General features: G+C 70.7%; 27 protein-coding genes. 10 read left to right on the forward strand and 17 right to left on the reverse strand.

Annotation, left to right across the window (positions count from 1 at the left end):
- Nucleotides 1-193: 193 nt before the first annotated feature.
- A complete protein-coding gene (locus QRX50_RS50225; RefSeq protein ID WP_285970317.1) occupies nt 194-658 on the reverse strand; it encodes a hypothetical protein in 465 nt (154 codons plus the stop codon).
- A 22-nt stretch (nt 659-680) separates the two neighbouring features.
- Nucleotides 681-1,877, reverse strand: a complete 1,197-nt coding sequence (locus tag QRX50_RS02175) for an acyl-CoA dehydrogenase family protein (RefSeq protein WP_285970318.1) — start codon at nt 1,875-1,877, stop codon at nt 681-683.
- Between the two features lie 136 nt (nt 1,878-2,013).
- Here QRX50_RS02175 and QRX50_RS02180 point away from each other — a divergent pair, with 136 nt between their 5' ends.
- A complete protein-coding gene (locus QRX50_RS02180) occupies nt 2,014-2,322 on the forward strand; it encodes a DUF4190 domain-containing protein (RefSeq protein WP_285970319.1) in 309 nt (102 codons plus the stop codon).
- A gap of 43 nt (nt 2,323-2,365) precedes the next feature.
- Nucleotides 2,366-3,172: a DUF4190 domain-containing protein gene (locus QRX50_RS02185; RefSeq protein ID WP_285970320.1), complete on the forward strand. Its 807-nt coding sequence runs from the start codon at nt 2,366-2,368 to the stop codon at nt 3,170-3,172.
- 10 nt (nt 3,173-3,182) lie between these two features.
- Here QRX50_RS02185 and QRX50_RS02190 read toward each other — a convergent pair whose 3' ends face one another.
- Complete coding sequence (locus QRX50_RS02190) at nt 3,183-4,160, reverse strand: slipin family protein (RefSeq protein ID WP_285970321.1); 978 nt, start codon at nt 4,158-4,160, stop codon at nt 3,183-3,185.
- A 95-nt stretch (nt 4,161-4,255) separates the two neighbouring features.
- On the opposite strand from QRX50_RS02190, the gene QRX50_RS02195 reads away from it, so the two are divergent.
- The 4 genes from QRX50_RS02195 to QRX50_RS02210 all read left to right on the forward strand — a co-directional run bounded on the left by QRX50_RS02195 (nt 4,256) and on the right by QRX50_RS02210 (nt 8,232).
- The gene (locus tag QRX50_RS02195; protein WP_285970322.1) at nt 4,256-5,155 is read left to right on the forward strand and encodes an aminoglycoside phosphotransferase family protein; all 900 of its coding nucleotides are present in this window, start codon (nt 4,256-4,258) and stop codon (nt 5,153-5,155) included.
- A 72-nt stretch (nt 5,156-5,227) separates the two neighbouring features.
- A complete protein-coding gene (locus QRX50_RS02200; protein ID WP_285970323.1) occupies nt 5,228-6,559 on the forward strand; it encodes a magnesium transporter MgtE N-terminal domain-containing protein in 1,332 nt (443 codons plus the stop codon).
- Nucleotides 6,552-7,076, forward strand: coding sequence for a DUF1003 domain-containing protein (locus QRX50_RS02205; RefSeq protein ID WP_285970324.1), 525 nt, complete (start codon nt 6,552-6,554; stop codon nt 7,074-7,076). Before QRX50_RS02200 ends, QRX50_RS02205 begins: the two co-directional genes overlap by 8 nt.
- Before the next feature lie 10 nt (nt 7,077-7,086).
- Nucleotides 7,087-8,232, forward strand: a complete 1,146-nt coding sequence (locus QRX50_RS02210; RefSeq protein WP_285970325.1) for an Mrp/NBP35 family ATP-binding protein — start codon at nt 7,087-7,089, stop codon at nt 8,230-8,232.
- A gap of 15 nt (nt 8,233-8,247) precedes the next feature.
- On the opposite strand, the gene QRX50_RS02215 is transcribed toward QRX50_RS02210, so the two are convergent.
- The 5 genes from QRX50_RS02215 to sigE all read right to left on the reverse strand — a co-directional run bounded on the left by QRX50_RS02215 (nt 8,248) and on the right by sigE (nt 12,809).
- Complete coding sequence (locus QRX50_RS02215; protein WP_285970326.1) at nt 8,248-8,748, reverse strand: hypothetical protein; 501 nt, start codon at nt 8,746-8,748, stop codon at nt 8,248-8,250.
- Nucleotides 8,749-8,946: 198 nt separating this feature from the next.
- Nucleotides 8,947-9,381, reverse strand: a complete 435-nt coding sequence (tatB, locus tag QRX50_RS02220; RefSeq protein ID WP_285970327.1) for a Sec-independent protein translocase protein TatB — start codon at nt 9,379-9,381, stop codon at nt 8,947-8,949.
- Between the two features lie 103 nt (nt 9,382-9,484).
- Nucleotides 9,485-11,008: a S1C family serine protease gene (locus QRX50_RS02225; RefSeq protein WP_285974330.1), complete on the reverse strand. Its 1,524-nt coding sequence runs from the start codon at nt 11,006-11,008 to the stop codon at nt 9,485-9,487.
- Between the two features lie 506 nt (nt 11,009-11,514).
- Entirely contained in the window at nt 11,515-12,198 is a 684-nt protein-coding gene (locus tag QRX50_RS02230; protein ID WP_285970328.1) for a zf-HC2 domain-containing protein, read from the reverse strand.
- Complete coding sequence (gene sigE / locus QRX50_RS02235) at nt 12,195-12,809, reverse strand: RNA polymerase sigma factor SigE (RefSeq protein WP_285970329.1); 615 nt, start codon at nt 12,807-12,809, stop codon at nt 12,195-12,197. The genes QRX50_RS02230 and sigE overlap by 4 nt, the downstream gene beginning before the upstream one ends.
- Before the next feature lie 190 nt (nt 12,810-12,999).
- Here sigE and QRX50_RS02240 point away from each other — a divergent pair, with 190 nt between their 5' ends.
- Nucleotides 13,000-13,653 (forward strand): O-methyltransferase, encoded by a 654-nt coding sequence (locus QRX50_RS02240; protein WP_285970330.1) that lies wholly within the window; start codon nt 13,000-13,002, stop codon nt 13,651-13,653.
- A gap of 3 nt (nt 13,654-13,656) precedes the next feature.
- On the opposite strand, the gene QRX50_RS02245 is transcribed toward QRX50_RS02240, so the two are convergent.
- Nucleotides 13,657-14,853 carry an MFS transporter gene (locus tag QRX50_RS02245; RefSeq protein WP_285970331.1) on the reverse strand — a complete coding sequence of 399 codons (1,197 nt, stop codon included), beginning with the start codon at nt 14,851-14,853 and terminating at the stop codon, nt 13,657-13,659.
- A 64-nt stretch (nt 14,854-14,917) separates the two neighbouring features.
- On the opposite strand from QRX50_RS02245, the gene QRX50_RS02250 reads away from it, so the two are divergent.
- Nucleotides 14,918-15,811 (forward strand): LysR family transcriptional regulator, encoded by an 894-nt coding sequence (locus QRX50_RS02250; protein ID WP_285970332.1) that lies wholly within the window; start codon nt 14,918-14,920, stop codon nt 15,809-15,811.
- Between the two features lie 410 nt (nt 15,812-16,221).
- Here QRX50_RS02250 and QRX50_RS02255 read toward each other — a convergent pair whose 3' ends face one another.
- The 3 genes from QRX50_RS02255 to QRX50_RS02265 all read right to left on the reverse strand — a co-directional run bounded on the left by QRX50_RS02255 (nt 16,222) and on the right by QRX50_RS02265 (nt 18,331).
- Entirely contained in the window at nt 16,222-16,473 is a 252-nt protein-coding gene (locus QRX50_RS02255; protein WP_285970333.1) for a hypothetical protein, read from the reverse strand.
- A 175-nt stretch (nt 16,474-16,648) separates the two neighbouring features.
- Nucleotides 16,649-18,073, reverse strand: a complete 1,425-nt coding sequence (locus QRX50_RS02260) for a leucyl aminopeptidase family protein (RefSeq protein ID WP_285970334.1) — start codon at nt 18,071-18,073, stop codon at nt 16,649-16,651.
- Nucleotides 18,074-18,163: 90 nt separating this feature from the next.
- Nucleotides 18,164-18,331, reverse strand: a complete 168-nt coding sequence (locus QRX50_RS02265) for a DUF3117 domain-containing protein (protein WP_005155393.1) — start codon at nt 18,329-18,331, stop codon at nt 18,164-18,166.
- Nucleotides 18,332-18,530: 199 nt separating this feature from the next.
- Between QRX50_RS02265 and QRX50_RS02270 the strand changes: the two genes are divergently transcribed.
- A complete protein-coding gene (locus QRX50_RS02270) occupies nt 18,531-19,325 on the forward strand; it encodes an enoyl-CoA hydratase-related protein (protein ID WP_285970335.1) in 795 nt (264 codons plus the stop codon).
- Between the two features lie 43 nt (nt 19,326-19,368).
- Here the strand turns inward: QRX50_RS02270 and QRX50_RS02275 are convergent, their stop codons facing one another.
- The 5 genes from QRX50_RS02275 to QRX50_RS02295 are packed head-to-tail and all read right to left on the reverse strand — an operon-like array spanning nt 19,369 to nt 21,721.
- On the reverse strand, nt 19,369-19,938 hold the full coding sequence (locus tag QRX50_RS02275) for a DNA-3-methyladenine glycosylase I (protein ID WP_285970336.1): 570 nt from the start codon (nt 19,936-19,938) through the stop codon (nt 19,369-19,371).
- The gene (locus QRX50_RS02280) at nt 19,935-20,402 is read right to left on the reverse strand and encodes an SRPBCC family protein (protein WP_285970337.1); all 468 of its coding nucleotides are present in this window, start codon (nt 20,400-20,402) and stop codon (nt 19,935-19,937) included. The genes QRX50_RS02275 and QRX50_RS02280 overlap by 4 nt, the downstream gene beginning before the upstream one ends.
- Complete coding sequence (locus QRX50_RS02285) at nt 20,395-20,709, reverse strand: DivIVA domain-containing protein (RefSeq protein WP_285970338.1); 315 nt, start codon at nt 20,707-20,709, stop codon at nt 20,395-20,397. Before QRX50_RS02285 ends, QRX50_RS02280 begins: the two co-directional genes overlap by 8 nt.
- Nucleotides 20,706-21,380 (reverse strand): permease prefix domain 1-containing protein, encoded by a 675-nt coding sequence (locus tag QRX50_RS02290; protein WP_285970339.1) that lies wholly within the window; start codon nt 21,378-21,380, stop codon nt 20,706-20,708. The genes QRX50_RS02285 and QRX50_RS02290 overlap by 4 nt, the downstream gene beginning before the upstream one ends.
- A 17-nt stretch (nt 21,381-21,397) precedes the next feature.
- On the reverse strand, nt 21,398-21,721 hold the full coding sequence (locus QRX50_RS02295; protein WP_285970340.1) for a helix-turn-helix transcriptional regulator: 324 nt from the start codon (nt 21,719-21,721) through the stop codon (nt 21,398-21,400).
- A 140-nt stretch (nt 21,722-21,861) separates the two neighbouring features.
- On the opposite strand from QRX50_RS02295, the gene QRX50_RS02300 reads away from it, so the two are divergent.
- Nucleotides 21,862-23,028: a cytochrome ubiquinol oxidase subunit I gene (locus QRX50_RS02300; protein ID WP_285970341.1), complete on the forward strand. Its 1,167-nt coding sequence runs from the start codon at nt 21,862-21,864 to the stop codon at nt 23,026-23,028.
- The last annotated feature ends 1 nt before the right edge of the window (nt 23,029 follow it).

Below are 23,029 nucleotides of genomic sequence, written 5' to 3' on the forward strand. Positions count from 1 at the left end.
CCATCTTGTCAAGAACCGGCGAACCGTGCGAACCGCATACTGGTGAATGCCGTTCACCCGGGGTGGGTCAGTGGTCCAGCCCCTTGGCGAGACCGACCACCGCGTCGGCGAGCAGCGCGGGCTCCTCCAGGTGGCCGAAGAGCCGAGCCCGGGATGCCCTCGTGCAGCTCGCGGCCCCACTGCTCCCCGCAGATCACGTCGTAGCGGCCGACGAGGACGAGGGCCGGCACCCGATCGTGTTCAGCACCGGGCGGTCGTCGATCAGCTCGGGTGCCGTCGGCGTCGCGGCCGCAGATGTACCCGCCGTCGACGCGCTGGACACCCTGGCTGCGGCCGAGCGCGGTGAGTTCACCCGGTGCTCACCGGCGTACCCCAGCGGCCGAGGCCCTGGTTCAGCCGGCTGCGCACGGTGCCGCCGGGGATACCGAGCGCCCGTGCGATCTGCTCGTACGACGTGCCGCCGAGCGAGAAGTGCCGGGATCATCACCGTCCGCACGGGCGGCGAGAGCTGTCCGACGGCCTGCCAGACCCAGTCGCGCAGCGCGTGGTCGTCGAGCAGGTGCTCGGGAGTGGCGAGCGTGGCCGCGGTGAGGTCCCAGCCGTCGGCGACGGGAATGTCGCGTGTGGACCGAAGTCGCGCGCGGCAGACGTTGCGCACCAGGTATGAACTCGGGTACTGCTCAGGATTTCGACTTGTACTCGCGCAGCAGGCCGCGGCTGATGATCGTCTTCTGGATCTCGCTGGTGCCCTCACCGATCAGCAGGAACGGCGCCTCCCGCATCAACCGCTCGATCTCGAACTCCTTCGAATAGCCATAACCGCCGTGGATGCGGAACGCGTCCTGCGTCACCTCGGCGCAAAACTCCGACGCGAGCAACTTCGCCATCCCCGCCCCGACATCGTTGCGGGCACCGGAATCCTTCAACCGCGCGGCGTTCACCATCATCAGGTGCGCGGCCTCGACCTTCGTCGCCATCTCCGCCAGCTTGAACGCGATCGCCTGATGCTGCGCGATCGGCTTCCCGAACGTCCGCCGCTGCTGCGCATACTCCACCGCCAGCTCAAACGCCCGGATCGCGATCCCACACGCCCGCGCCGCCACATTCACCCGCCCGACCTCGACACCGTCCATCATGAACGAGAAACCCCCGCCCGGCGCACCACCAAGCACCCGATCGGCACCGATACGGAAACCGTCGAACACCGCCTCCGTCGTATCGACCCCCTTGTACCCCATCTTCTCGATCTTCCCCGGGATCGTCAGACCCGGCGCCACCTCGCCATACCCCTCAGGCTTCTCCACCAGAAACGCCGTCAGGTTCTGATGCGGCTTCTCCGCACCCTCATCAGTCCTCACCAACAACGCGATGAGGTTCGACGTGCCACCGTTGGTCAGCCACATCTTCGCGCCATCAATCACATAACCCTCACCATCACGACGGGCACGGGTCTTGATCGCCGCGACATCGGAACCCAGATCCGGCTCCGACATCGAAAACGCACCCCGCACCTCCCCCGTCGCCATCCGCGGCAGAAAATACCGCTTCTGCTCTTCGGTGCCATACCGGGAAATCATGTGCGCCACGATGAAATGCGTATTGATCACACCCGACACACTCATCCAGCCCCGCGCGATCTCCTCCACCACCAACGCATACGTCAGCAGCGACTCACCAAGACCCCCGTACTCCTCGGGAATCGTGAGCCCGAACAAGCCCAGCGCCTTCATCCCCTCGACGATCTCCACCGGATAGACGTCCGCGTGCTCCAACTCCTGCGCACGCGGAATCACCTCCTTGTCCACGAACGAACGCACCGTCGCGAGAATCTCCGACTGCACATCGGACAGGCCGGCGGTCTGGGCGAGGCGGGCCATCACGGGCTCCTTCCGCGGGGTTACCGCGGAGTATGGACGGCCGGGCAGGTACGCGCCTATGAGGGTGCTCACGCCGTGGCCACGTTTGCCCCGTTAAAGTGCGGTTCCGGGCAACCTGTGGCCGGGAGGGAGCGTGATGAACGAGAGCTACGAACACCCGTCGTTCGAGCATCAGCCGTACCCGCCGCAGGGCCCGCCGCCCGGCGCGGGGCTGGCGATCGGGTCGCTGGTGTGCTCGATCGCGGGCTTCATCGTGTGCGCGCCCGCCGCGATCGCCGGGGTCGTGATGGGGCACATCGCCTACTACCGCTCGCGCCACGGGCGGGCGACCGGCGGCGCGCTGGCCATCGCCGGCTTCGTGATCGGTTACCTGGCGCTGGCCGTGTGGGGGATCATGATCCCGCTCGTGCTGCACGAGCTCGACAAGTACGGCGCCTTCGGCTGAGAAGGCTCGCGGTGGGCGACCACCAGAACCGAGGGGGAACCCGATGACCAACCCGTCCGAGCCGCAGGACCGGCCGAACGAGACCACGGCGTACGAGCCGCCGGCGACCGCCGACCCCGGCTCGTACGACCCGCCGGCCACCGCGGACCCGGCGCCGTACGACCCGCCCGCGGGCGACGCGACGGCGTTCAGCTCGGCCGACAGCGTCAGCGCGGCGAGCGACCAGCCGACGGCCTTCGCCGCGCCGGGCAGCACCGGGTCCTCGAGCGAGACCGCGTTCGCCGCGCCGGGCTCGACCCCGACCGCGTCGCCGTACGCGGCGCCGGGGAACACGACGACCGGTGAGCAGCCGTCTCCCTACGCCCCGCCCGGCGCTCAGCCCTCCGGCGGCTTCGCCGTGCCCGGACAGCCCGAGCCCGCCGCGTACCCCGGCGTCCAGCCGTCCGGTGCGTACGCGGCTCCGGCCTACCCCGGCCAGCCCTACCCGGGCCCGACCGCCTCGTACCCGGGCGCGCACGGTGGCCCCGGCATGCCGGCCGCCGCGCCGTACGGCCGGCCCTACCCGCAGCAGCCCTACGGTCAGCCGTACTCGCCGTACGGCCCGCAGCAGTCCAACGGCCTCGCCATCGGCGCGCTCGTCTGCTCGCTGCTGGGCCTGCTCACGTGCCTGATCGCGATCCCCGGCATCGTCATGGGGCACATCGCACTCGCGAAGGCCAACCGCGGCGAAGCGGGCGGACGCGGCATGGCGCTGTCGGCCGTAGTCATCGGCTACGTGATCGTGGCGCTGTACGTGGGCTTCTTCGTCACGATCGTGATCCTCGGAACCAACGGGTACCTGGACAACTAGCCACCGCGGTTCACTCCGCCAGCGCGTCACCCTCCTGGCGCGGCTGCGGCGGGCCGGCGTGCCCGTTGGACGCCGGCGAGGTCACCTGCGCCACGGGTCGCTCCAACGCGGGCGGCTCGGGCTCGGGTGCCTGGAGCTCGGGTGGCTCGGGTTCGGGCGGCTGGGGCTCGGGTGTCTGGGCTTCGGGTGCCTGAGGCTCGGGGACGGCCGGCTCCTCGGCCGCCGGCCCCTTGGCCTGCGGGGTGTTCGCGTCGAGGAAGCGCAGCAGCTCCACCGGGAACGGCAGCACCAACGTCGAGTTCTTCTCCGCCGACACCTGCACCACGGTCTCCAGCAGGCGCAGCTGCAGCGCCGACGGGACGTGGGCCATCGTCTCCGCGGCCTGGGCCAGCTTGTGCGACGCCTGCAGCTCGCCGTCGGCCGAGATCACGCGGGCACGGCGCTCGCGTTCGGCCTCGGCCTGGCGCGACATCGAGCGCTTCATCGTCTCCGGCAGGGCCACGTCCTTGATCTCGACGCGGTCGATGTGGATGCCCCAGTCGAGCGCGGGGTTGTCGATCATCAGCTCCAGGCCCTGGTTCAGCCGCTCGCGGTTCGACAGCAGGTCGTCGAGGTCACTCTTGCCGATGATGGACCGCAGCGACGTCTGGGCCACCTGCCCGACGGCCGCGCGGTAGTCCTGCACGTTGATCGCGGCCAAGACCGGGTCGATCACTTTGAAGTACACCACGGCGTCGACGCGCACCGTCACGTTGTCGCGCGTGATGCCGTCCTGCCCCGGGACCGGCATGGTGACGATCTGCATGTTGACCTTCTGCATGCGGTCCGCAACCGGTACCAGCAGCGTGAGGCCGGGCCCGCGCACCTCCGGGCGCACCCGCCCGAAGCGGAACACCAGGCCACGTTCGAACTGCTTCACCACGCGCACACCGGAGGCGAGCCAGACTCCGCCCACGACGACCACCGCGCTGAGAATTTCAACGATCATGGCAGCTCCCCGGGATCGCAGAACCCCTGGATTTTGACTGTACGCGCGGTTTGGGCCCAGGGAAATGACTCGACGTGACCAGCACGATGGGGAATGTGACCCGACTCGTGATTCCGCCGGCGTTCGCCGCCCGCGCACCCCGTGTTCTCGGACCCGAGTGCCTGCCGTGGCTGGCGTCGCTGCCCGACCTGGCCGACCGCTTCGCCCGCGAGTGGGACCTGGAGTTCGAAGGCGAGGCGATGCACGGTTTCGTCGGTGTCGTGCAGCCCGCGCGCCGGGCCGACGGCACGCCCGCCGTGCTCAAACTGGGCTGGCCGCACGAGGAATCGCGCGACGAGCCGCTGGCACTGTCCACATGGGCCGGTCGCGGTTCCGTGCTGTTGCTGGAGTCAGCGCGTGAAGAAGGGGCGCAGCTGCTGGAGCGCCTCGATCACACGCGGACACTGCAGACAGCGCCGGTGCTCGAAGCCGTGGAAATCATGAGCGAGCTCGCGCGCCGGCTCGCCGTGCCGGCGCCACCGGAGTTGTCGCGGACGTTGACCGGCGAAGCCGAACGCCTCCTGGAGGAGCTGCCGAAGAGCTGGCACGACCTCGGCGGCCCGTTCCCCCGCCGCGAGCTCGACGCGGCCCTCGCCGTGTGCCGCGACCTCGGCCCCACCGCGGGCGCGCTGCTCGTGAACGAGGACCTGCACTACGAGAACGTGCTGGCCGCGCGGCGCGAACCGTGGCTCGTGATCGACCCCAAGCCGATCGCCGGTGACCTCGAGTACGGCGTGTTCTCCTTGCTGTGGAACCGGTTCGGCGAATCCACAGTGGACGCCAAACTGGCTGCCACCGGACTCGAGGCCGATCGCGCCCGCGCGTGGACGCTCGTGCGCGCGGTGCAGAACCGGTTGTGGTTCGAGTCGGATCTGCATGACGTCACCGATCTCGGCGACGAACAGCCGGCTTACGACGCTCTGCCCGCTTTGGCCGCCTGGGCCTGCAAGTCCTAGCTGAGAAGACGCTGGCAAGACACGGCAACGCGACGCGGGCGCTGGGGCCTGCTTGCGGATAGTGTCTGCCTCATGGCTGCCGTGAACAGGGTTTTCGTGGCTCGGCTGGCGGGTCTGCCGGTGTTCGGGCCCGACGGCGAGTCGATCGGCAAGGTCCGCGACGTGGTCGCGGGCCTGCGACTCGACCAGCAGCCGCCCCGCATCCTCGGCCTCGTGGTCGAGCTCGCGACGCGGCGGCGCGTTTTCGTGCCGATGCTGCGCGTCACCACGATCGAGCCGACGGCTGTGACGCTGGCCACCGGATCAGTGAACATGCGGCACTTCACCCAGCGCCCCAACGAGGTCCTCGTCTGCGGGCAGCTGCTCGACGCGCACGCGTCGCTCGCCGGCACGGAAACGCGCGTGACGGTGGTCGACGCCGCGATGGAACCCACCCGCACCCGCGACTGGGTGCTCGCGAGGCTCGCCATCCGCGAACGCCAGACCCGGCTCGGGCTCGCCCGCCGCCGCACGGCCATGCACGTGCTGCCGTGGAACGAGGTCGCCGGGCTCGGCCTCACCGATCTGACCGCGCAGGAACCCCAAGGCGCCGGGCAGCTGCTGATGCTGTTCGACACGATGCGGGCCGTTGACATCGCCGCCACCGTGCGCGATCTGCCGCTCAAACGCCGGCACGAGGTCGCCGACGCGATGGACGACGAACGCCTCGCCGACGTCCTCGAAGAGCTGCCCGACGACGACCAGAAGGAGCTGCTGGCCTACCTGTCGGAGGAGCGCGCGGCCGACATCCTCGAGGCGATGAGCCCGGACGACGCCGCCGACCTGCTGGCCGAGCTGGCGCCCGCCGACCAGCGCCGGCTGCTGGCGCTGATGGAGCCCGAGGAGTCGGCGCCGGTCAAGCGGCTGCTGGCCTACTCGTCCGACACCGCCGGCGGTCTGATGACCCCGGAACCGGTGGTGCTCACGCCCGACGCGACCGTGGCCGAGGCGCTCGCGCACATCCGCAACGCCGACCTCCCCGCCGCGCTGGCCACCATGGTGTTCGTGTGCCGCCCGCCGACGGCGACGCCGACCGGCCGGTTCGTGGGTGTGGTGCACTTCCAGCGCCTGCTGCGCGAGCCGCCCGCGGAGCTCGTGGCGAGCGCCGTGGACACCGACCTCACGGCGCTGCGCCCCGAGGCGTCGCTGTCCGAGGTCACGCGTTACTTCGCCGCGTACAACCTGGCGTGCGGCCCCGTGGTCGACGCCGAGGAGCACCTGCTGGGCGCCGTCACCGTCGACGACGTGCTCGACCACCTGCTGCCCGACGACTGGCGCGAAACCGGGCTGCACGACGTCGCCGACGTGCCTGCCGAAGTCCACGACCAGGCCGAAGTCCACACCCAGGAGGCCGACCTTGCCTGAACTCACCTCGGGCCGCCGGCTCGACCAGCCGCGCAGCCAGGCGCGTTTCCGGCTCAACATCGACCCGGACACTTTCGGCCGCTTCACCGAACGCATCGCCCGGAACCTCGGCACCGGGAAATACCTGTTCTGGCAGACGGTGATCGTGATCGTCTGGATCGTGCTGAACCTGGTGGCGGTGTCGCTGCGCTGGGACCCGTACCCGTTCATCCTGCTCAACCTGGCGTTCTCCACGCAGGCCGCGTACGCCGCGCCGCTCATCCTGCTCGCGCAGAACCGGCAGGACGACCGCGACCGCGTCTCCCTCGACGAAGACCGCGCACGCGCCGCGCAGACCAAGGCCGACACCGAGTACCTGGCGCGCGAGCTGGCGGCGCTGCGGCTCGCCGTCGGCGAGGTCGCCACCCGCGACTACCTGCGCAGCGAGCTCGACCGGCTGCGCGACGACCTCGTGATGAGCCCGAAGTCACGCAAGCCGAAGCAGGCGGCGAAATCGGACGTGCCGACCGGTACGTAACATGGGTCTGGTGACGAGTACACAGCAGCTCCCCAGCGTCGAAGACGTCCGCACCGCGCTGAAGGACGTGTACGACCCCGAAATCAAAAAGCCGATCACCGACCTCGGCATGGTCAAGGATGTCGTGGTCGGCGAAGACGGCGTGGTCGCCGTCGGCATCTACCTCACCGTGGCGGGCTGCCCGCTCAAGGCGACGCTGACCGAGGACACCACCAAGGCCGTCAAGAAGCTGCCCGGCGTCGCCGACGTGCGGGTCGAGCTCGACGTGATGAGCGACGAGCAGCGCACCGAGCTGCGCAAGTCGCTGCGCGGCGATTCCGCCGAGCCGGTGATCCCGTTCGCGCAGCCGGGCTCGATGACCCGCGTGTACTGCGTGGCCTCGGGCAAGGGCGGGGTCGGCAAGTCGTCGGTCACCGTGAACCTGGCCGTCGCCATGGCCGAGCGTGGCCTGTCCGTGGGTGTCGTGGACGCGGACATCTACGGCCACTCGATCCCCCGCATGCTGGGCGCGCGCGAGAAGCCGACCAAGGTCGAAACGATGATCATGCCGCCGCAGTCGCACGGCGTGAAGGTGATCTCCATCGGCATGTTCACGCCGGGCAACGCGCCCGTGGTGTGGCGCGGCCCGATGCTGCACCGCGCACTGCAGCAGTTCCTCGCCGACGTGTTCTGGGGCGACCTCGACATCCTGCTGCTCGACCTGCCGCCGGGCACCGGTGACATCGCGATCTCCGTGGCGCAGCTGATTCCCAACGCGGAGATCCTCGTGGTCACCACGCCGCAGCAGGCCGCCGCCGAGGTGGCCGAGCGCGCGGGCGCGATCGCGATGCAGACGCGCCAGCGCGTGGCCGGCGTCATCGAGAACATGTCGTGGCTGGAGACGCCTTCGGGCGAGCGCATGGAGATCTTCGGCTCCGGCGGCGGCCAGACCGTGGCCGACTCGCTGTCGAAGTCCGTGGGCTCGCAGGTGCCGCTGCTGGGCCAGGTGCCGCTCGACCCGCGCCTGCGTGAGCAGGGCGACGAGGGCACGCCGATCGTGCTGGCGGAGCCGGACGCGCCGGCGTCGCTCGTGCTCAAGGCGGTGGCGAAGAAGCTCACCGTCCGGGCCCGCGGCCTGGCGGGGATGATGCTGAACGTCAGCCCCGCCGGCCGCTGAGCGGTTCGCCGGTACTCAGGAGGCGCGGACCGTCGTCAGGAGGGTCTTGTCGGCGCCCAGCGTCACCGCGACGCCGCCGGGCTGTGTGACGGCCCAGTCGATGTTCGCGGAGTCGCCGGGGCCGACGGCGGTGGCGGCCTCGGGGTGGCCGTCGACGTTCACGTCGACCTGCTGGTCCGAGGTGAGCACGACCCGGACGCGGTTGCCGACCTGCACATCGACGGTGCCGGCGGGCGGGTTGATCTTGCCCTTGGCCCAGTCGAGCGTGATCAGGACGTCGACGTCGGGCAGGCCGGTCTGGGCGCCGCGCTTCACGTAGGCCTGGTCGCCGGCCGGGGCATTCAGCGTGCTGCTCGGGGACGGCGAGGCGAACGGGCCACCGGTCGTCGCGGGGGCGGGCACCGACGTGTAGGCGGCCGGTGGCCGAGTGCTGGGCTCGTCGTCCGCGGTGCACCCGGCGGCCAGGACACCCGCGGCGGCGATGATTGCGGCCAGGGCGCCCGCACGGCGTGACATGTCAGAGACCTCCAGGGTCGTTATGGGCGGTTTGCCCGAGGCTACCCAGGAAGTTCGTTTCGTCGTGCGAGAGGTCGGGTCACGTCGGGCCGGCCGCCACACCGGCAACCCGCCACAGCCAACTCGTCCGTTCCGAGCACCGCAAGTCGGCTCTCACCCGACCTCGCGCGGTCCGGCCGAGGTCAGTCGGCCCGCCGCTCAGGTGGCGTCGGGGTCGACCGGAGGCCGCTCGCCCGGCTTGAGCGGTTCGGCCTGCGACGTGGCGCTCTGCGGCTTCACGGCGGGGGAACCGTTGGAGCCATTGGACCCGTTTGTCCCGTTCGAACCGTTCGTGGAGTCGAAGCTGTTGAGCCCCAACGGATCCGAGTCCCCGTCGAACAGGTGCTGGGTCACGACCCGCTTGGGGTCGAAGTTGCGCAGCCCGCGCAGGTCTTCGAGCGGCTTGCGGAGCTGGTCGAACTCCGGTCCCATCTCCTCGCGCAGCTGCGCGCGCGCACCGTTGGCGAACTCGCGGACCTTGCGCACGCTCTTCGCCATCCACGACGCGGCTTCCGGAAGGCGCTCCGGGCCGAGGATGAAGAGACCGGCGACGATGAGCACGAGGATCTCGCCCCATCCGACACTGTCGAACACCCGTGAACCTCCGCTCGGTGCTTCCCCCGTCAGAGTACCCGGGCCGCCCCGCGTTCCGGCAGGCCCGAAGGACGAAGCGGGGCTTAAGACGATGTGACGTCGATCAGTCGGACCCGAGAGTCACGTCGACAACCAGCACGGCGCCGGCGCGCGCGAGCTGCACCGGCACGACCTCACCGACGTCGTGGTTGCGGACAGCCACGGTCAGCTCCGCCGAGTCGCGCACCAGGCGGTCGCCGATCTTCGTGATCACGTCGCCCTCCTTGATGCCGGCCGCGGCCGCGGGACCGTTCGGCTCCACGTTCTTCACCTGCGCGCCCATCGTCGACGAGCCGGCGACCGTGGAGGAGGCGTTGATGCCGATGTCCGCGTGGACGACCTTGCCGTCCTTGATCAGTGCCTTCGCGATCTTCATCGCGTAGTCGCTCGGGATGGCGAAGCCGATGCCGATGCTGCCGCCGTCGGCGCTCGACGAGCGGATCGACGAGTTGATGCCCACGAGCGCACCGGTGGCGTCGACGAGCGCGCCACCGGAGTTGCCGTGGTTGATGGCGGCGTCGGTCTGGATGGCCTCATAGGTCACGGGCGGCTCGCCGCTGTCGCCGCCGGCCGTGATCGGCCGGTCGAGCGCGCTGACGATGCCGGACGTCACGGAGTTCTGCAGCGCCAGCGGCGAACCGACGGCGATCACGGCGTCACCCACCTGCAGGTCGGCCGACTTGCCGATCTGCATCACCACGGGGTTGGTCACGTTGACCTTCACCACGGCGAGGTCGGTCTTCTGGTCGGAGCCGACGATCTTGGCTTCGGTGCGCGTGCCGTCGTTGAAGATCGCGGTGATCTTCACGCTCGAGTCGGCGACGGCGGTGGTGACCACGTGCTCGTTGGTGAGGATGTAGCCCTGCGGGTCGATCATCACGCCCGAGCCCTGCTCACCGGAGTCGGCGCCGGGTTTGAAGACCTCGAGCGACACGACCGCGGGCGAGACGCGCTTCGCGATGTCGGCGATCGACCCCGGCGGACGTTCCTTCGCCGCTTCGGCCTCGGAGATCGTGGCGCTGCCGGTGAGCGCCGAACCCGTGTCGGCGATCCACCAGCCGACGAGCCCGCCGACCGCACCCACGAGCAGCGCGACCACACCGAGCAACGCCAGCGCCTTCGGCTGCACGCGACGGCCGAACAGCACCTCGGGCAGGCTCAGCAGCGCGCCGGACGGGCGTTTGCGGGGCTTCTCTTCCTCTTCCGCGGGCATCGCCGGGCCGGCCAGCACGGCGCCGGCCGCGGGATCACGCCACGGATCGCGCGTGTCCGTCCACAGGGGATCCTCGGGCGCGGGCTGCTCGCCGGTCGCCTCCCGCGGGCGCTCCAGCACCACGCCTTCGGCCCCCGGCGGCCGGCGGAACGCCTCCGCGAGCGACTCGGGCGTGGGCGGGGCCAGGTCGAGGTTGCCCTTGCCGTTGATGGCGGGCGTGTAGAGCTTGTCGAACGCCCCGTCGACACCGCGCGGCCGCCCGAACACCGCTTCCTGCGCCGGGTCCACGGCGGGGCGGTCGAGCGGCCGTGGTCCCAGCCGGTCGTCGCCCGCGGCAGGCGGCTGGGCGGAGTTCGCGTTCGGCTGCTCGGTCATCATTCCCCGGGGCTGAGATCAGGTGGCTGGGCGTGACGATACCCAAGCCTCGACGTCCGAGTCTGCCCAGACGACGGTGAAATGGCTGTTGCCCCGCGCTCGCCACACGATCTGCTGCGGCGGCGCGGTAGCTCGTCGAGCCCATCCGGGCCGGCCACGCGACCGCCCACGTGGTACTCGGCGACAGCTTGGGCTCGCTGCGGCGAGTCGACTCAGCGAGCTGGAACGCGGGCGGCCACTCAGCCCTCGCAGCTTCCGAACCACCAGCAGCATGGCTGTTGTTGCCCCGCGCTCGCCAGCCGATGTGCCGCGGCGGTCAGGGTCGGTCGTCGAGCGGATTCGGGCCCGGCCACACGACCGCCCACGTGGCGGTCGGTGGCGGAAAGCCGGCCGCGCACCGCAACGGCCGGCAACTGCTCAGCCAACCGGCGCAGTGGTCGAAACACCGCCGGCACGGGCTGTCGCCCCGCACCGCTACCTCCCCCTGGAGAAGCGGTGCGGGTGGCTCAGCGCGCCGGAACCGGGGTCAGCCGGTCGACCACCGGCGTGGCCGTCGGCAACGTCGGGGACAAGGGTGGCAGCGTCGGCTCGGAGCGGGGTACGGCCATCTGGGCGGGCAGCAGGTTCGCGTTGGGCTGGGGCACGCCGCCGGTGTCCGGGGCGCCTTCGCCGCTGTCGGCGGTGGTGCCGACCAGGGCCAGGGCGCTCAGCACCAGCCCGGAGACGACGACGCCCGCGCCTTGGGCGGCGCGCTTACGGGTGAGGGTGAAACGGCCGCCGCCGAGCACGTGGGACGAGTGCCCGAGCGGCGTGGACGAGCCCAACGGGGCAGTACCTCCGAGAACCCCCGCGTCACGCAGGCCGGCGACACGGTCCGGGCGCTGGATGGCGACGAGCTGGCCGTCGGCCGTCATGGCCAGGTTGTCGGGAGAGCCGGGCAGTTCGGTGTGGTCCGGGATCGACCGCAGGCTCGCGAGGAACCCGGCCGACATCGACGGCTCGCCGGCGCCCTTCACGGCCGCGACGGCCTGCCGCTGGGCGGCGACCTCGGCAGCGCACCCCGGGCAACGGGCGATGTGGGCCGACGCGCGGTCCTGCGCGCCGAGGGACAGCTCGCCGTCGACCAGGGCGACCACGACATCGGGAAGCAAGTGCGACTCGGGGAGACCCCACCCTCGCGCAGCGGTCATACCGACACCTTCACAGACTCGCCCCGGAGCGCACGGCGGCGCTCCAGCGACGCACGCAGCGCCTGCCGGCCGCGGTGGATGCGGCTGCGGACGGTGCCGAGCTTGACACCCAGCGTGGCGCCGATCTCCTCGTACGAGAGGCCTTCGACGTCGCAGAGCACCACGGCGGCCCGGAACTCCGGGGGCAGCTCGTCGAGCGCCTCCTGCAGGTCGGGGTCGAGGTGCGTGTCGGTGTAGACCTGCTCGGGGCTCGGGTCGTCGCCGACGATGCGGTCGGTGTCGTCCGGCAGCCCCTCCATGCGCACACGCGAGCGACGGCGCGCCATGTCGAGGAACAGGTTCGTGGTGATGCGGTGCAGCCAGCCCTCGAAGGTGCCCGGCTTGTACGACGCGAGCGAGCGGAAGACGCGGATGAACGTCTCCTGCGTGAGGTCCTCGGCGTCGTGCGCGTTACCGGTGAGGCGGTAGGCCAGGCGGTAGACGCGGTCGGCGTGTTCGCGCACGACCTCGTCCCAGGACGGGGGCGTCCAGGTGGCCTCGCCCGAGTCCACGGTCACCGGCTCGGGTTCCGACTTGTCGGCGTTCTGCATCAGGGGAGCAGGCACCTCCATCTGCGACTCTCCTCTTCTGCTCAGCCAACGCTGCGCTCGGGCACGGTGTTCCCGCGCGGTCGAGATTGAGTTTGTCGGGTCTCCTTATGGTTCTAGTGAGACGGGACTGAGAGCAGGCTGAGAAGTTATTTCGGCGGGCTTACCAGGGAGCCTTCGCTGATTTATCGACAAGCAACGCTAACCTTCGCGCGTGAGTTCCGGGACGCATGCGGCCTCGGCGGCCGAGCCGGTCGGCGCCGAGTACGTCGACGGGTACCTTCCCGACGACGACGTACTGGCCGCGGCGCGGGTGCGCGCGGCCGACCTCGGCTGCGCCCCACTGGCCTCGGGGGCGGGCGCGACCTTGCGTTTCCTTGCCGCGACGCTCGGCGCGCGGGCCGTGGTGGAAGTCGGCACGGGGGTCGGCGTGAGCGGCCTGCACCTGCTGCGCGGGATGGCGCCGGACGGCGTGCTGACGTCGATCGACCTCGAGCCGGAGTACCAGCGCGCGGCGCGCAAGACGTTCCTCGAAGCCGGCATCCCGCCCGGCCGCACGCGGCTGATCGTCGGCCGCGCCCTCGACGTGCTCCCCCGGCTCACGCCCGGCGGCTACGACCTGGTGTTCATCGACGCGGCGCGCCTCGAGTTCCCGAACTACTACGAGAAGGGCGTCTCGCTGCTGCGCCGCGGCGGGATCATCGCCTTCCACAACGTGCTGGCCGGCGGCCGCGTGGCCGACCCGTCGCGGCGGGACCCGGAGACGCTCGCCCTGCGCGAGGTCGCACGGGCGATGCGGGAGGACGAACGCCTGGTCCCGGCCCTGTTGCCCGTCGGCGGCGGGCTGCTGGTGGCGGCGGTCGGCTGAGTTTTACGTGTGCGCCAGCTCGCGTGTGCGGACCTGCATCGTGGTGCCCACCCCGACGGCGGCCGCGGCGAGCACGAGCCACACGGCCACGGCGGCGATGAGCCACGCCCAGCCGGCTTCGCCGTAGATCACCGCGCCGACCGCGCCGCCGACGCTGCTGCCGAGGTAGTACATGAGCGTGTAGAAGCCGCCGGTCTGGCCACGGGCGTTCTCGGGCGCCTCGGCAGCGGCCCAGCTGTTGGCGATGGCGTGGGCGGCGAAGAACGAGCAGGTCAGCACTACGAAGCCCACCGCGACCATGGCCACGGAGTCCGGGATCGTGAGCGCCGCGCCGACCGCCATGAGCAGCAACGCGCCGATGATCGCGCGGCGGCGGCCGATCCTCGTCGCCAGCCGGTTGGCCGTGGCGGAGGAGACCGAGCCCAGCGCGTAGGCGAGGAAGACGAGTGAGGCGATGGCTTCCGACAGGTGCAGTTCGCCGGTGAGCCGGAAGCCCGCGGCGTTGTAGAGCGCGACGAACGAGCCCATGGCCAGCAGCGCGACGGCGTACTGGGCCAGCAGCACGGGTTTGCGCACGGCGTGGAGCAGGCCGATCCCGACGTCACGCAGGGTTTGCCGGTCTTCCTGGTGCTGCCGGCCCCTCGGCAGCACGACGACGGTGACGACCGCGCACACCAGCGAGATGCCGGCCACGACGTACAGCGCACCGCGCCAGCCCAGCGGACCCGCGGTGAAACCCGTCGCGAGGCGGCCGGTCATGCCGCCGATGGAGTTGCCGGCGATCATCGCGCCCACCGCCGCCGCGACGCCGACCTTGCCGAGCCGCTCGACGAGGTACGCGGTGGCGACGCCGGGGAAGCCCGCGATCGCCACACCCTGGACAGCACGCAACACCAGCATCACCGAGTACGACGGCACCAGCGGCAGCAGCAGCCCCAGCACCGCCGAGATCACCACCGACGCGATGATCACCGACCGGCGCCCGACCACTTCGGACAGTGCCGCGATGGGCAGCACGGAAATCGCCAGCGCGCCCGTCGCCACACTCACCGCGAGCGACGCGCCACCGGGGTCGAGGTGGTACTGCTGCGCGAGCTGCGGCAGCACCGGCTGCGGCGCGTAGAGCAGCGCGAACGACGTGAACCCGGCAGCGGCGACGGCGACCTTGACCCGGACGGTGGTACTGGCAGTAGTGGTCACATCCGCCGAAAGTAAGGAGAGCTAACCAATACGTCCAATACGGTTGTGCGCGATAATCCATATTGTGACGCATGAAAACCTGACTTCCCAGCTCGCGCCCCACCTGCTGCTCCTCGCGACCCTGCGGAGCACGAGGAACGTCACACGCGCGGCCGAGCTGCTGGGTGTGCCGCAGCCCACGGTGAGCCGGCGGCTGGCCGCGCTCGGGGAGTCGCTGGGGGCGCCGCTGACGGTGCCGGACGGGCGGGGGATCCGGCTGACGCGGGCCGCGGAGCTGTTGGCGGAGGCGTCCGAACGAGCGCTGGCTTCCGTCGACGCGGGGGCGCGGTTGGCGCGGGAGGAGATCGAGCCGGAGAGCGGGCGGGTGGTGCTGGGGTTCCTGCACCTGCTGGGGAGGTCGTTGGTGCCGTCGTTGCTGCGGGGGTATCGGGCACAGGTGCCGGGGGCGCGGTTCACGTTGGTGCAGGGGTCGCGGCAGGAGATGGTCGACCGGTTGGCGGGTGGCGAGCTGGATTTGGCGTTGCTGGCGCCGGTTCCGTCGGATGTGGTGTTCGAGACGGCGGTGTTGGCGACGCAGCCGATCTTGTTGTCGGTGCCTTCGGGGCATCGGTTGGCTGGGCGCGTGGGGGTGCGGATGACGGAGCTGGCGGATGAGGAGTTCGTGATGCTGGAGCCCGGGTACGGGCTGAGGCGGATCACGGACGAGTTGTGTGCGGAGGCGGGGTTTTCGCCGAGGATCGCGTTCGAGGGGCAGGAGTCGGACACCGTGCGGGGGTTGGTGGCGGCGGGGCTGGGGGTGGCGCTGTTGCCGCATTTCGAGCCGGGGGCGCCGGCGGGGGTGGCGGAGGTGCCGATCGAGCCGCCGGTGGGGAGGACGATCGGGCTGGCTTGGCGACGGGGGGAGCCGGTTAGCCGGGCGGTGGGGGTTTTTCGGGATTTCGTGTTGGGGCGGAGTTGAGGTGATGCGGTTCTCGCGGGAGCGCGTTGTGTGGGGTGGGGGTTTCCGGGTCCTCGCAGGGCGTGTTGCGGTGGGGCGCTGGCGGCTGGAGTTTCGGTCCTCGCAGGGCGTGTTGCGGCAGGCGTGCACCCCGAAGCTGGATTGTGTTGACGGCCGGTGAGCCGACCGCAAGGAGGCTTCGGATCGGGGTGCCGGGGCGGGTCTGGGTGCAGGTGCCGCTAAGTGGGTGGGCGGCGGTGTGGAGGGCAGACGCGGCCCGGGTGCCCGGTTGGGTTGGGCAGACGGCCGGCGGTTGGGTGGGGGGCCAAAGCGCCCCAATGTGGCGTTCGGTGCGTTCAGCGCAACCAATGCCGCATTGGGGGTGAGGCGGGCGCAGGTGGCATTCGCTGCGGCGGAGCGGGGGCTGGGGTTCAGGCCTGAGGGTCGCGTTGCGGGCGAGGGCGGCGGGGGTTTTCTGTTGCCTCATCGCCAGCCGGCAAGGGGACTTCGACCGGGGCGGCGGTCAGGTCCTTCGCGTCGAGGAGGGTGTCGGCGACGGAGCAGGCGGATTCTGCCGCGACGCCGGTGCGGATGAAGAATTCGGCGCGGGACAGCGTGAGGGGACCTTCGCGCAGGGCCACTCCCAGGCGTTCGGATTCGGTGAGGTCCATGTCCAGCGTCACGCGGCCGGCAGTTCTGGATATGAGCTGCGGGCCAGCCTAGGCACCTGGGGCGCGCGGTGGGTGGAGACGCCGAAGCGCCCCAATGTGGCGTTCGGTGCGTTGAGCGCAACGAACGCCGCATTGGGTGCGTTGAGCGCAACGAACGCCGCATTGGGGCGCGGGGTGGAGCTGGGGGCTAGGCCGAGTAGGAGGCGGCGAGTTCCACCAGCGTGCGGGCGGCGAAGCCGGAGGCGCCGGGGACTACGTCGTCGTAGGTTTTGTCGGCGCGGGCGGGGCCGGCGATGTCGAGGTGGGCCCAGGGCAGGCCGGCCGTGAACTCGCGGAGGAAGAGGGCGGCCATGATGCCGCCGGGGCCGCCGGGGGCTTGGCGGACGTCGCCGAGTTCGCCTTCGATGCCGGAGGCGTAGTCGTCGACCAGGGGCATGCGCCACCAGGATTCGCCGGCGCGGGTGCCCGCGGCGATCACGGCGGCGGCCAGGTCGTCGTCGGTGGAGAAGAGGCCGCCGGTGCGGAGGCCGAGGGAGACCTTCATGGCGCCGGTGAGGGTGGCGGCGTCCACGACGAGGTCGGGCTTGTACGTCTGGATCCCGTAGGCCAGGGCGTCGGCCATGACCATGCGGCCCTCGGCGTCGGTGTTGCCGACCTCGGTGGTGCGGCCGCCGTAGTGGCGGACGATGTCACCGGGGCGGTACGAACCACCGGAGACGTGGTTCTCGGCGGCGGGTACCAACGCCGTCACGCGCACGGCAAGACCCAGCGCGGCGATGGCGCGCACGGAGGCGATCACGGCCGCGCCGCCCGCCATGTCGGTGCGCATGAGGTGCATGCCGTCGGCGGGCTTCACGGACAGACCGCCGGTGTCGAACGTGATGCCCTTGCCCACGAACAGCAAGTGGGTCTTCGCGCCGCGCGGACGGTATTCGAGCTCGATCAGGCGCGGTGGGGAGTCCGAGCCGCCGCCGACGGCGAGCACGCCGCCGAAGCCGTTGTCCGCGAGCCACTTCTCGTCGCGCACGTGCACGGTCACCGCGGCCGAGCCGACGACCTTCGCGGTGGTGTTCGCGAGCCACGCCGGGTTCTTGATGTTCGACGGCGCGTTGGCCAGGTCCCGCGTCAGCGCGGCGGCGGCCGCCAGCTCACGCACGCGGGCGACCTCGTCCGCGTAAGCCGCGGCCGAAGGGCTCACCAGCCGGACGGTCTGAACCGCCGGCTTCGGGTCCTCTGTGGTCACGACGAACCGGTAGCCGCCCAGGAACAAGCCCATCGCGAGGGCGCCGACGTGCGCGGCGGTCACGTCCTCGGGCAGCGCCACCTGGACGGTCCGAGCCGGCTGGTCCACGGAGGACACCGCGCGCGCCAACGCCGCCCCCGCGCGGCGGTAGTCGCGCGGCTCGCCCTCGCCTAGGCCCGCGACCCAGCGGACCGCGCCGTCGGCCGGGACTTCCTGCACGTCACCGGCCTTGCCGGTCGCCTTCACCCCGCCGAGTTCCACCTCGGCGGACGAAAGCGCCAGCACCACTTGCGGGGCCCCGCGCCGGAACGCGTCGGCGACCTCGATCTCGGGCAGCTTGGTCGGGACAGGCGGTAGTGAGTTACGCACAGTGAGCAACCTTTGGGCGCAGATGAACCGCGACCCCGGCCTCCTTGAGGAGACCGGGGTTCGGTGAGTGGATGGGGAGGGGAGCCGGAATCAGCCGGTGACCTCCTGAAGTGCTGCGCCGAGGTCCTTCGCTTCTTCTGCGGAGAGCTCGACGACGAGACGGCCGCCACCTTCCAATGGCACCCGCATCACGAGGCCCCGCCCCTCCTTGGTCACTTCGAGGGGACCATCTCCGGTCCGGGGCTTCATGGCCGCCATAGCGTGCTCCCTCCGTCTCAACCGGCGCGCCCGGGTCGCGCACTCCCATGCCAGCCGGGTCTTGACCCCCATTGTCCCTCATCAGCGGCCGGGCGCGAACGCGGACCGATCATTTGCCGCCGTATCGGTGCTGGTATGCGCCACGCGGGGCTGAAACACTCGGCGGAAGACCCACGATTACGCCAAGAGGAGCACCACAGTGACCACACCCGCCGTCCTCCTGACCGCCGACGCCGACGGCGTGCGCACCCTGACCCTGAACCGGCCGGAGGCGTACAACTCGCTGACCGTCGAGCTCAAGGAACGGCTGCTCGCCGAGCTGCGCGCGGCGGCCGACGACGCGGACGTGCGCGCGATCGTGCTCACCGGTGCGGGCAAGGCGTTCTGCGCGGGACAGGACCTGAAGGAACACGTCGGGCTGCTGCAGGCGAACGACCCGGCCCCGCTGCACACGGTGAGCGATCACTACAACCCGATCGTCAAGGCCATCGTGGACATGCCGAAGCCGGTCATCGCCGCGGTCAACGGCACGGCCGCGGGCGCGGGCGCCGCCTTCGCCTACGCGAGCGACCTGCGGATCGCCGCCGAGTCGTCGTCGTTCCTGATGGCTTTCGCGAACGTCGGACTGGGCCCCGACTCCGGCGCGTCGTGGACGCTGCAGCGGCTCATCGGCCTCGGCCGCGCCGCCGAGCTGATGCTGCTGGCCCGCACCGTCGACTCCGCCGAGGCTCAGCGCATCGGCCTGGTCGGCGAGGTCGTGCCCGACGAGGAGCTCGCCGCGCGCGCCCAGGCCGTGGCCGCGAAGCTGGCCGCCGGCCCGACGGTGGCGTACTCGAAGATCAAGGACGTGCTGGCCGTCTCCGCGCAGTCCTCTCTGGACGAAGCGCTCGCGGCCGAGGACGAGGCCCAGACCGCACTCGGCGCCACGGCCGACCACACCGAGGCCGTGGAGGCATTCGTCGGCAAGCGCAAGCCGAGCTTCCAGGGCAAGTAGGACTCGAGAGATGGTCCGTCCGGTTTCCGGCCGGACGGACCACTTACGAGCGCTTCGCCCGGAAGCAGCCCGAGACGTGGTCGTCGACCATGCCGGTCGCCTGCATCAGCGCGTAACACGTCGTCGGGCCGAGGAACGCGAAGCCGCGCTTCTTCAGCTCCTTCGCCATCGCCTTCGACTCGTCGGTCACGGCCGGCACGTCGGCCATCGTCCGCGGCCGCTTGTGCGTCGCCGGGGCGAACGACCACAGCAACTCGTCGAGCGGCACGTCCAGGTCCGCAATCGCGCGCGCGTTGTTGATGGCCGCCAGGATCTTCGCGCGGTTGCGCACGATGCCGGCGTCGGCCATCAGCCGCTCGATGTCGGCGTCGCCGAAGCGCGCGACCTTCGCCGGCTGGAACTTGCGGAACGCTTTGCGGAAGTTCTCCCGTTTGCGCAGGATCGTGATCCACGACAGTCCCGACTGGAACGATTCGAGCGACAGCCGCTCGTACAGCGCGGCCTCGCCGTGCAGCGGCGTGCCCCACTCCTCGTCGTGGTAGGCCGCGTAGTCCGGCGTCGAGTTCCCCCAGGAGCAGCGCTTGACGCCGTCCTGACCGAGCAGCTCGGTCACTGCTCACCCGCCGTGTAGTCCGCATAGTCCTGCACGAACTTCGCGAACCGCTTCATCGACTGGTGCACCCCGAGGGAGAACGCCGGGCGCACCGCGGGCCAGCCGAGGCGCCCGAGCAGCCCGAACGGCAGGTCGAGGTGCTCGGCCCAGACGAACGTGGAGCGCGTCGGCCCGTTGGCCACGACCTGGAACGCCGCCGTGCCGCGCACGAAGCTGCCGAGGTGGCGCATGGTCACCCGCAGCGGCGGCTCCCACGCGGTGACCTCCATGGTGTCGGTGAACCCGACGCCGGCGATCCCCGTGGTGGCCGCGATCTTCGAGCCGACGCTGCGCCCGTTGCCTTCGAGCACGCGCACGGTGGTGCCGAGCACCCACTCGCTCTGGCGCGGCCAGTCGGTGAGCGCCAGCCACGTCGTGCCCGCCGGTGCCTCGACCTCGACGGACAGGATCAGGTCACTACTCACCTGCGGGCCTCGGCTCCGGCCGGGCCGCTTCGAGCTCCGCGACGCGGCCGCGCAGCTCGTCGAGCTCCACGCCGAGCCGGCGCATCACCCAGTCCACTTCGGACATCTTGTACCCGCGCAGCACGAGCTGGTAGCGCACGTGACGCACGTCCTCACCGGTGATGTCCTCGGCGGGCAGGCGCGTGGGCGAGCTGCCCGGCGGCAGCGGGGCCAGCTCCTCGCCCCGGCCGAACACCACGGCGGCGAGCAGGAACACCACGGCGGCCACCAGCAGCATGACTACGAGGTAGATCAGCGCGGTCGTCACGCCACGATCGTGGCACACCGGCCCCAGGAACGTCGCGCGAGCACGACCAGACGCACCGACAGCAGTACATACGCCACCATCAGCAACACGCACGGAACGGACAGGAACAGCCGCGAGACGTCCACGAAACCCGTCGCCACCACGAGAGTGAGCACCGAAGCGAGGTTGATTCCGACGGCGCCGGCGATGAAGAACCCGCACGTGCGCGCCAGGCGGACGCCGTCGACGCGGCGGCTCAGCCAGCGCGCGCAGACCAGCGCGACGAGTCCCACGGCGGGGACCACGAACACCGCGCCGTGGGAGAAGTGCGTGGCCACGCGGTACCACTCGGGTGTCGGGGTCGACAGGCGCGTCCAGTCGCCGAAGGTGAGGATCCGGGCGAAGTCCCAGGAAAGCTGCATCGCGGGCACGCCGAGCACGAGCTTCCACAGCGTGCGCACGCCGCTGTGCATGGACAGCTCCGCCTGGTAGTCGCCGGCCACCACGTCGACGCCACCGAAGTCGGCCACCGCGCGGCGCTCGGCTTCTTCGTGCGGCCAGCCGCCTTCGCGGTACGCGTCGGCCGCGTCGTGCAGGCCGTCGCGCGCTTCGGCGAGCAGGTCATCCTTCGTCGACCGGCAGCCGACGAGCCGCCGGTCGAGGTCGGTCAAGTACCCCTCGATCGCATTCACGCGGACCTCCCCCGCCGTCATGCCTCCGCCCGCAGGACGCCGCCGATCACCGTGGTGAACTCCCGCCACTCGGCCCGCTCGGCGGCCAGCGCCTGCTGCCCGGGGCGGGTGAGCCGGTAGGTGCGGCGCTTGCGGCCGGACACCACGTCCCACTCGCTGGCCAGGTAACCGGCCCGCTCCAGCCTGCGCAGCGCCGGGTACACGGTCCCGGTCGGCAGGTCGAGCGCGCCGTCGCTGCGCAGCGAGAGCGCCTCGATGATCGCGTAACCGTGCAGCTTCCGGCCGTCGAGCACAGCCAGCAGCAGCGCGTCGAGGTGCCCGCGCAACGTGTCCGCCTTCATAGGTGGGCAGTCTACTCATGTTGTCTCCGGAAGCGTAATCCCCCGTTCCTCGCCGGGGACCCGGGGATAACCCTGAGATGACCCTGACCTCATAGATTTCTCTACTACATGTAGCCACACTATCTATACACTCGCTCGCCATGGACCCCCTACCCATCGCGAGACTCCAGTTCGCGACCACGACGTCGTTCCATTTCCTGTTCGTGCTGCTCACACTGGGTCTGGTGACCGTCACCGCAGCCATGCAGACGCGCGCGACGATCAGCGGCACCCCGCAGCTGCTCCGCATGACCCGGTTCTGGGGCCGGCTGTACGTGATCAATTACGCGCTTGGCATCGGGACCGGAATCGTGATGGAATTCCAGTTCGGGCTCACCTGGACCGGGCTCTCCGCATTCGCCGGTGACGTATTCGGCGCGCCGCTCGCGATCGAGACGCTGGTGGCTTTCTTCCTCGAGTCCACCTTCCTGGGGCTGTGGATCTTCGGCTGGAGCCGGCTCAACAAGTGGCTGCACCTGGCGCTGATCTGGCTGGTCACGCTCACCGCGTACGCGTCGGCGCTGTTCATCATGGTCGCCAACTCGTTCCTCCAGAACCCGGTCGGCAGCCACCTTCAGGGCGGTGTTCTGCGCCTCGACGACTTCGGCGCGCTGCTCACCAACCCCGCCCTCGTGGCGTCGCTGCCGCACGTCATCGGCGGCGCGCTGATGACCGGCGGCTTCTTCGTGACCGGCGTGAGCGCGTACCACTTCCTCAAGCGCACCGCGGAAGTCGACTTCTTCTCCCGTTCAATGCGGTTCGGTGTGGTCACGGCGCTGATCGGCAGCATCGTCACGATCAACCAGGGCTTCGAGCAGTTCGGCGAGCTGGCGAAGTACCAGCCGGACAAGCTCGGCGAGAGCGCCGTCGGGGTGCCGCTGGCCGCGATGATCGGGATCGGGTTCGTCGCGCTGCTGTGCTCGCTGGCCGGCACGATCTTGCTGATCCGCAACTGGCTGATGCGCGCCCGGTTCCTCCACTACCTGATGGTCCCGGCGATCGCGCTGCCGTTCGCCGCCGCGATCTGCGGCTGGTTCGTGCGGGAGCTCGGCCGCCAGCCGTGGTTGATCTGGGGGAAGCTGCGCACGGCCGACGCGGTCGCCGACGTGCCCGGTGGCCAGGTCCTGTTCTCTTTCATCGCGTTCGGCGTGCTGTTCGCGGCGCTCGCCGTGGCCGACTGGGTGCTGATGTCGCGGGTCGCGCGGCGCGGGCCCGAGCCGGAAGAGGCGCCCGCGGAACCCGAACTTCCCGTACTGAGCGGAGTCTGAC

The organism is Amycolatopsis sp. 2-15, from assembly GCF_030285625.1.
Classification (GTDB): domain Bacteria; phylum Actinomycetota; class Actinomycetes; order Mycobacteriales; family Pseudonocardiaceae; genus Amycolatopsis; species Amycolatopsis carbonis.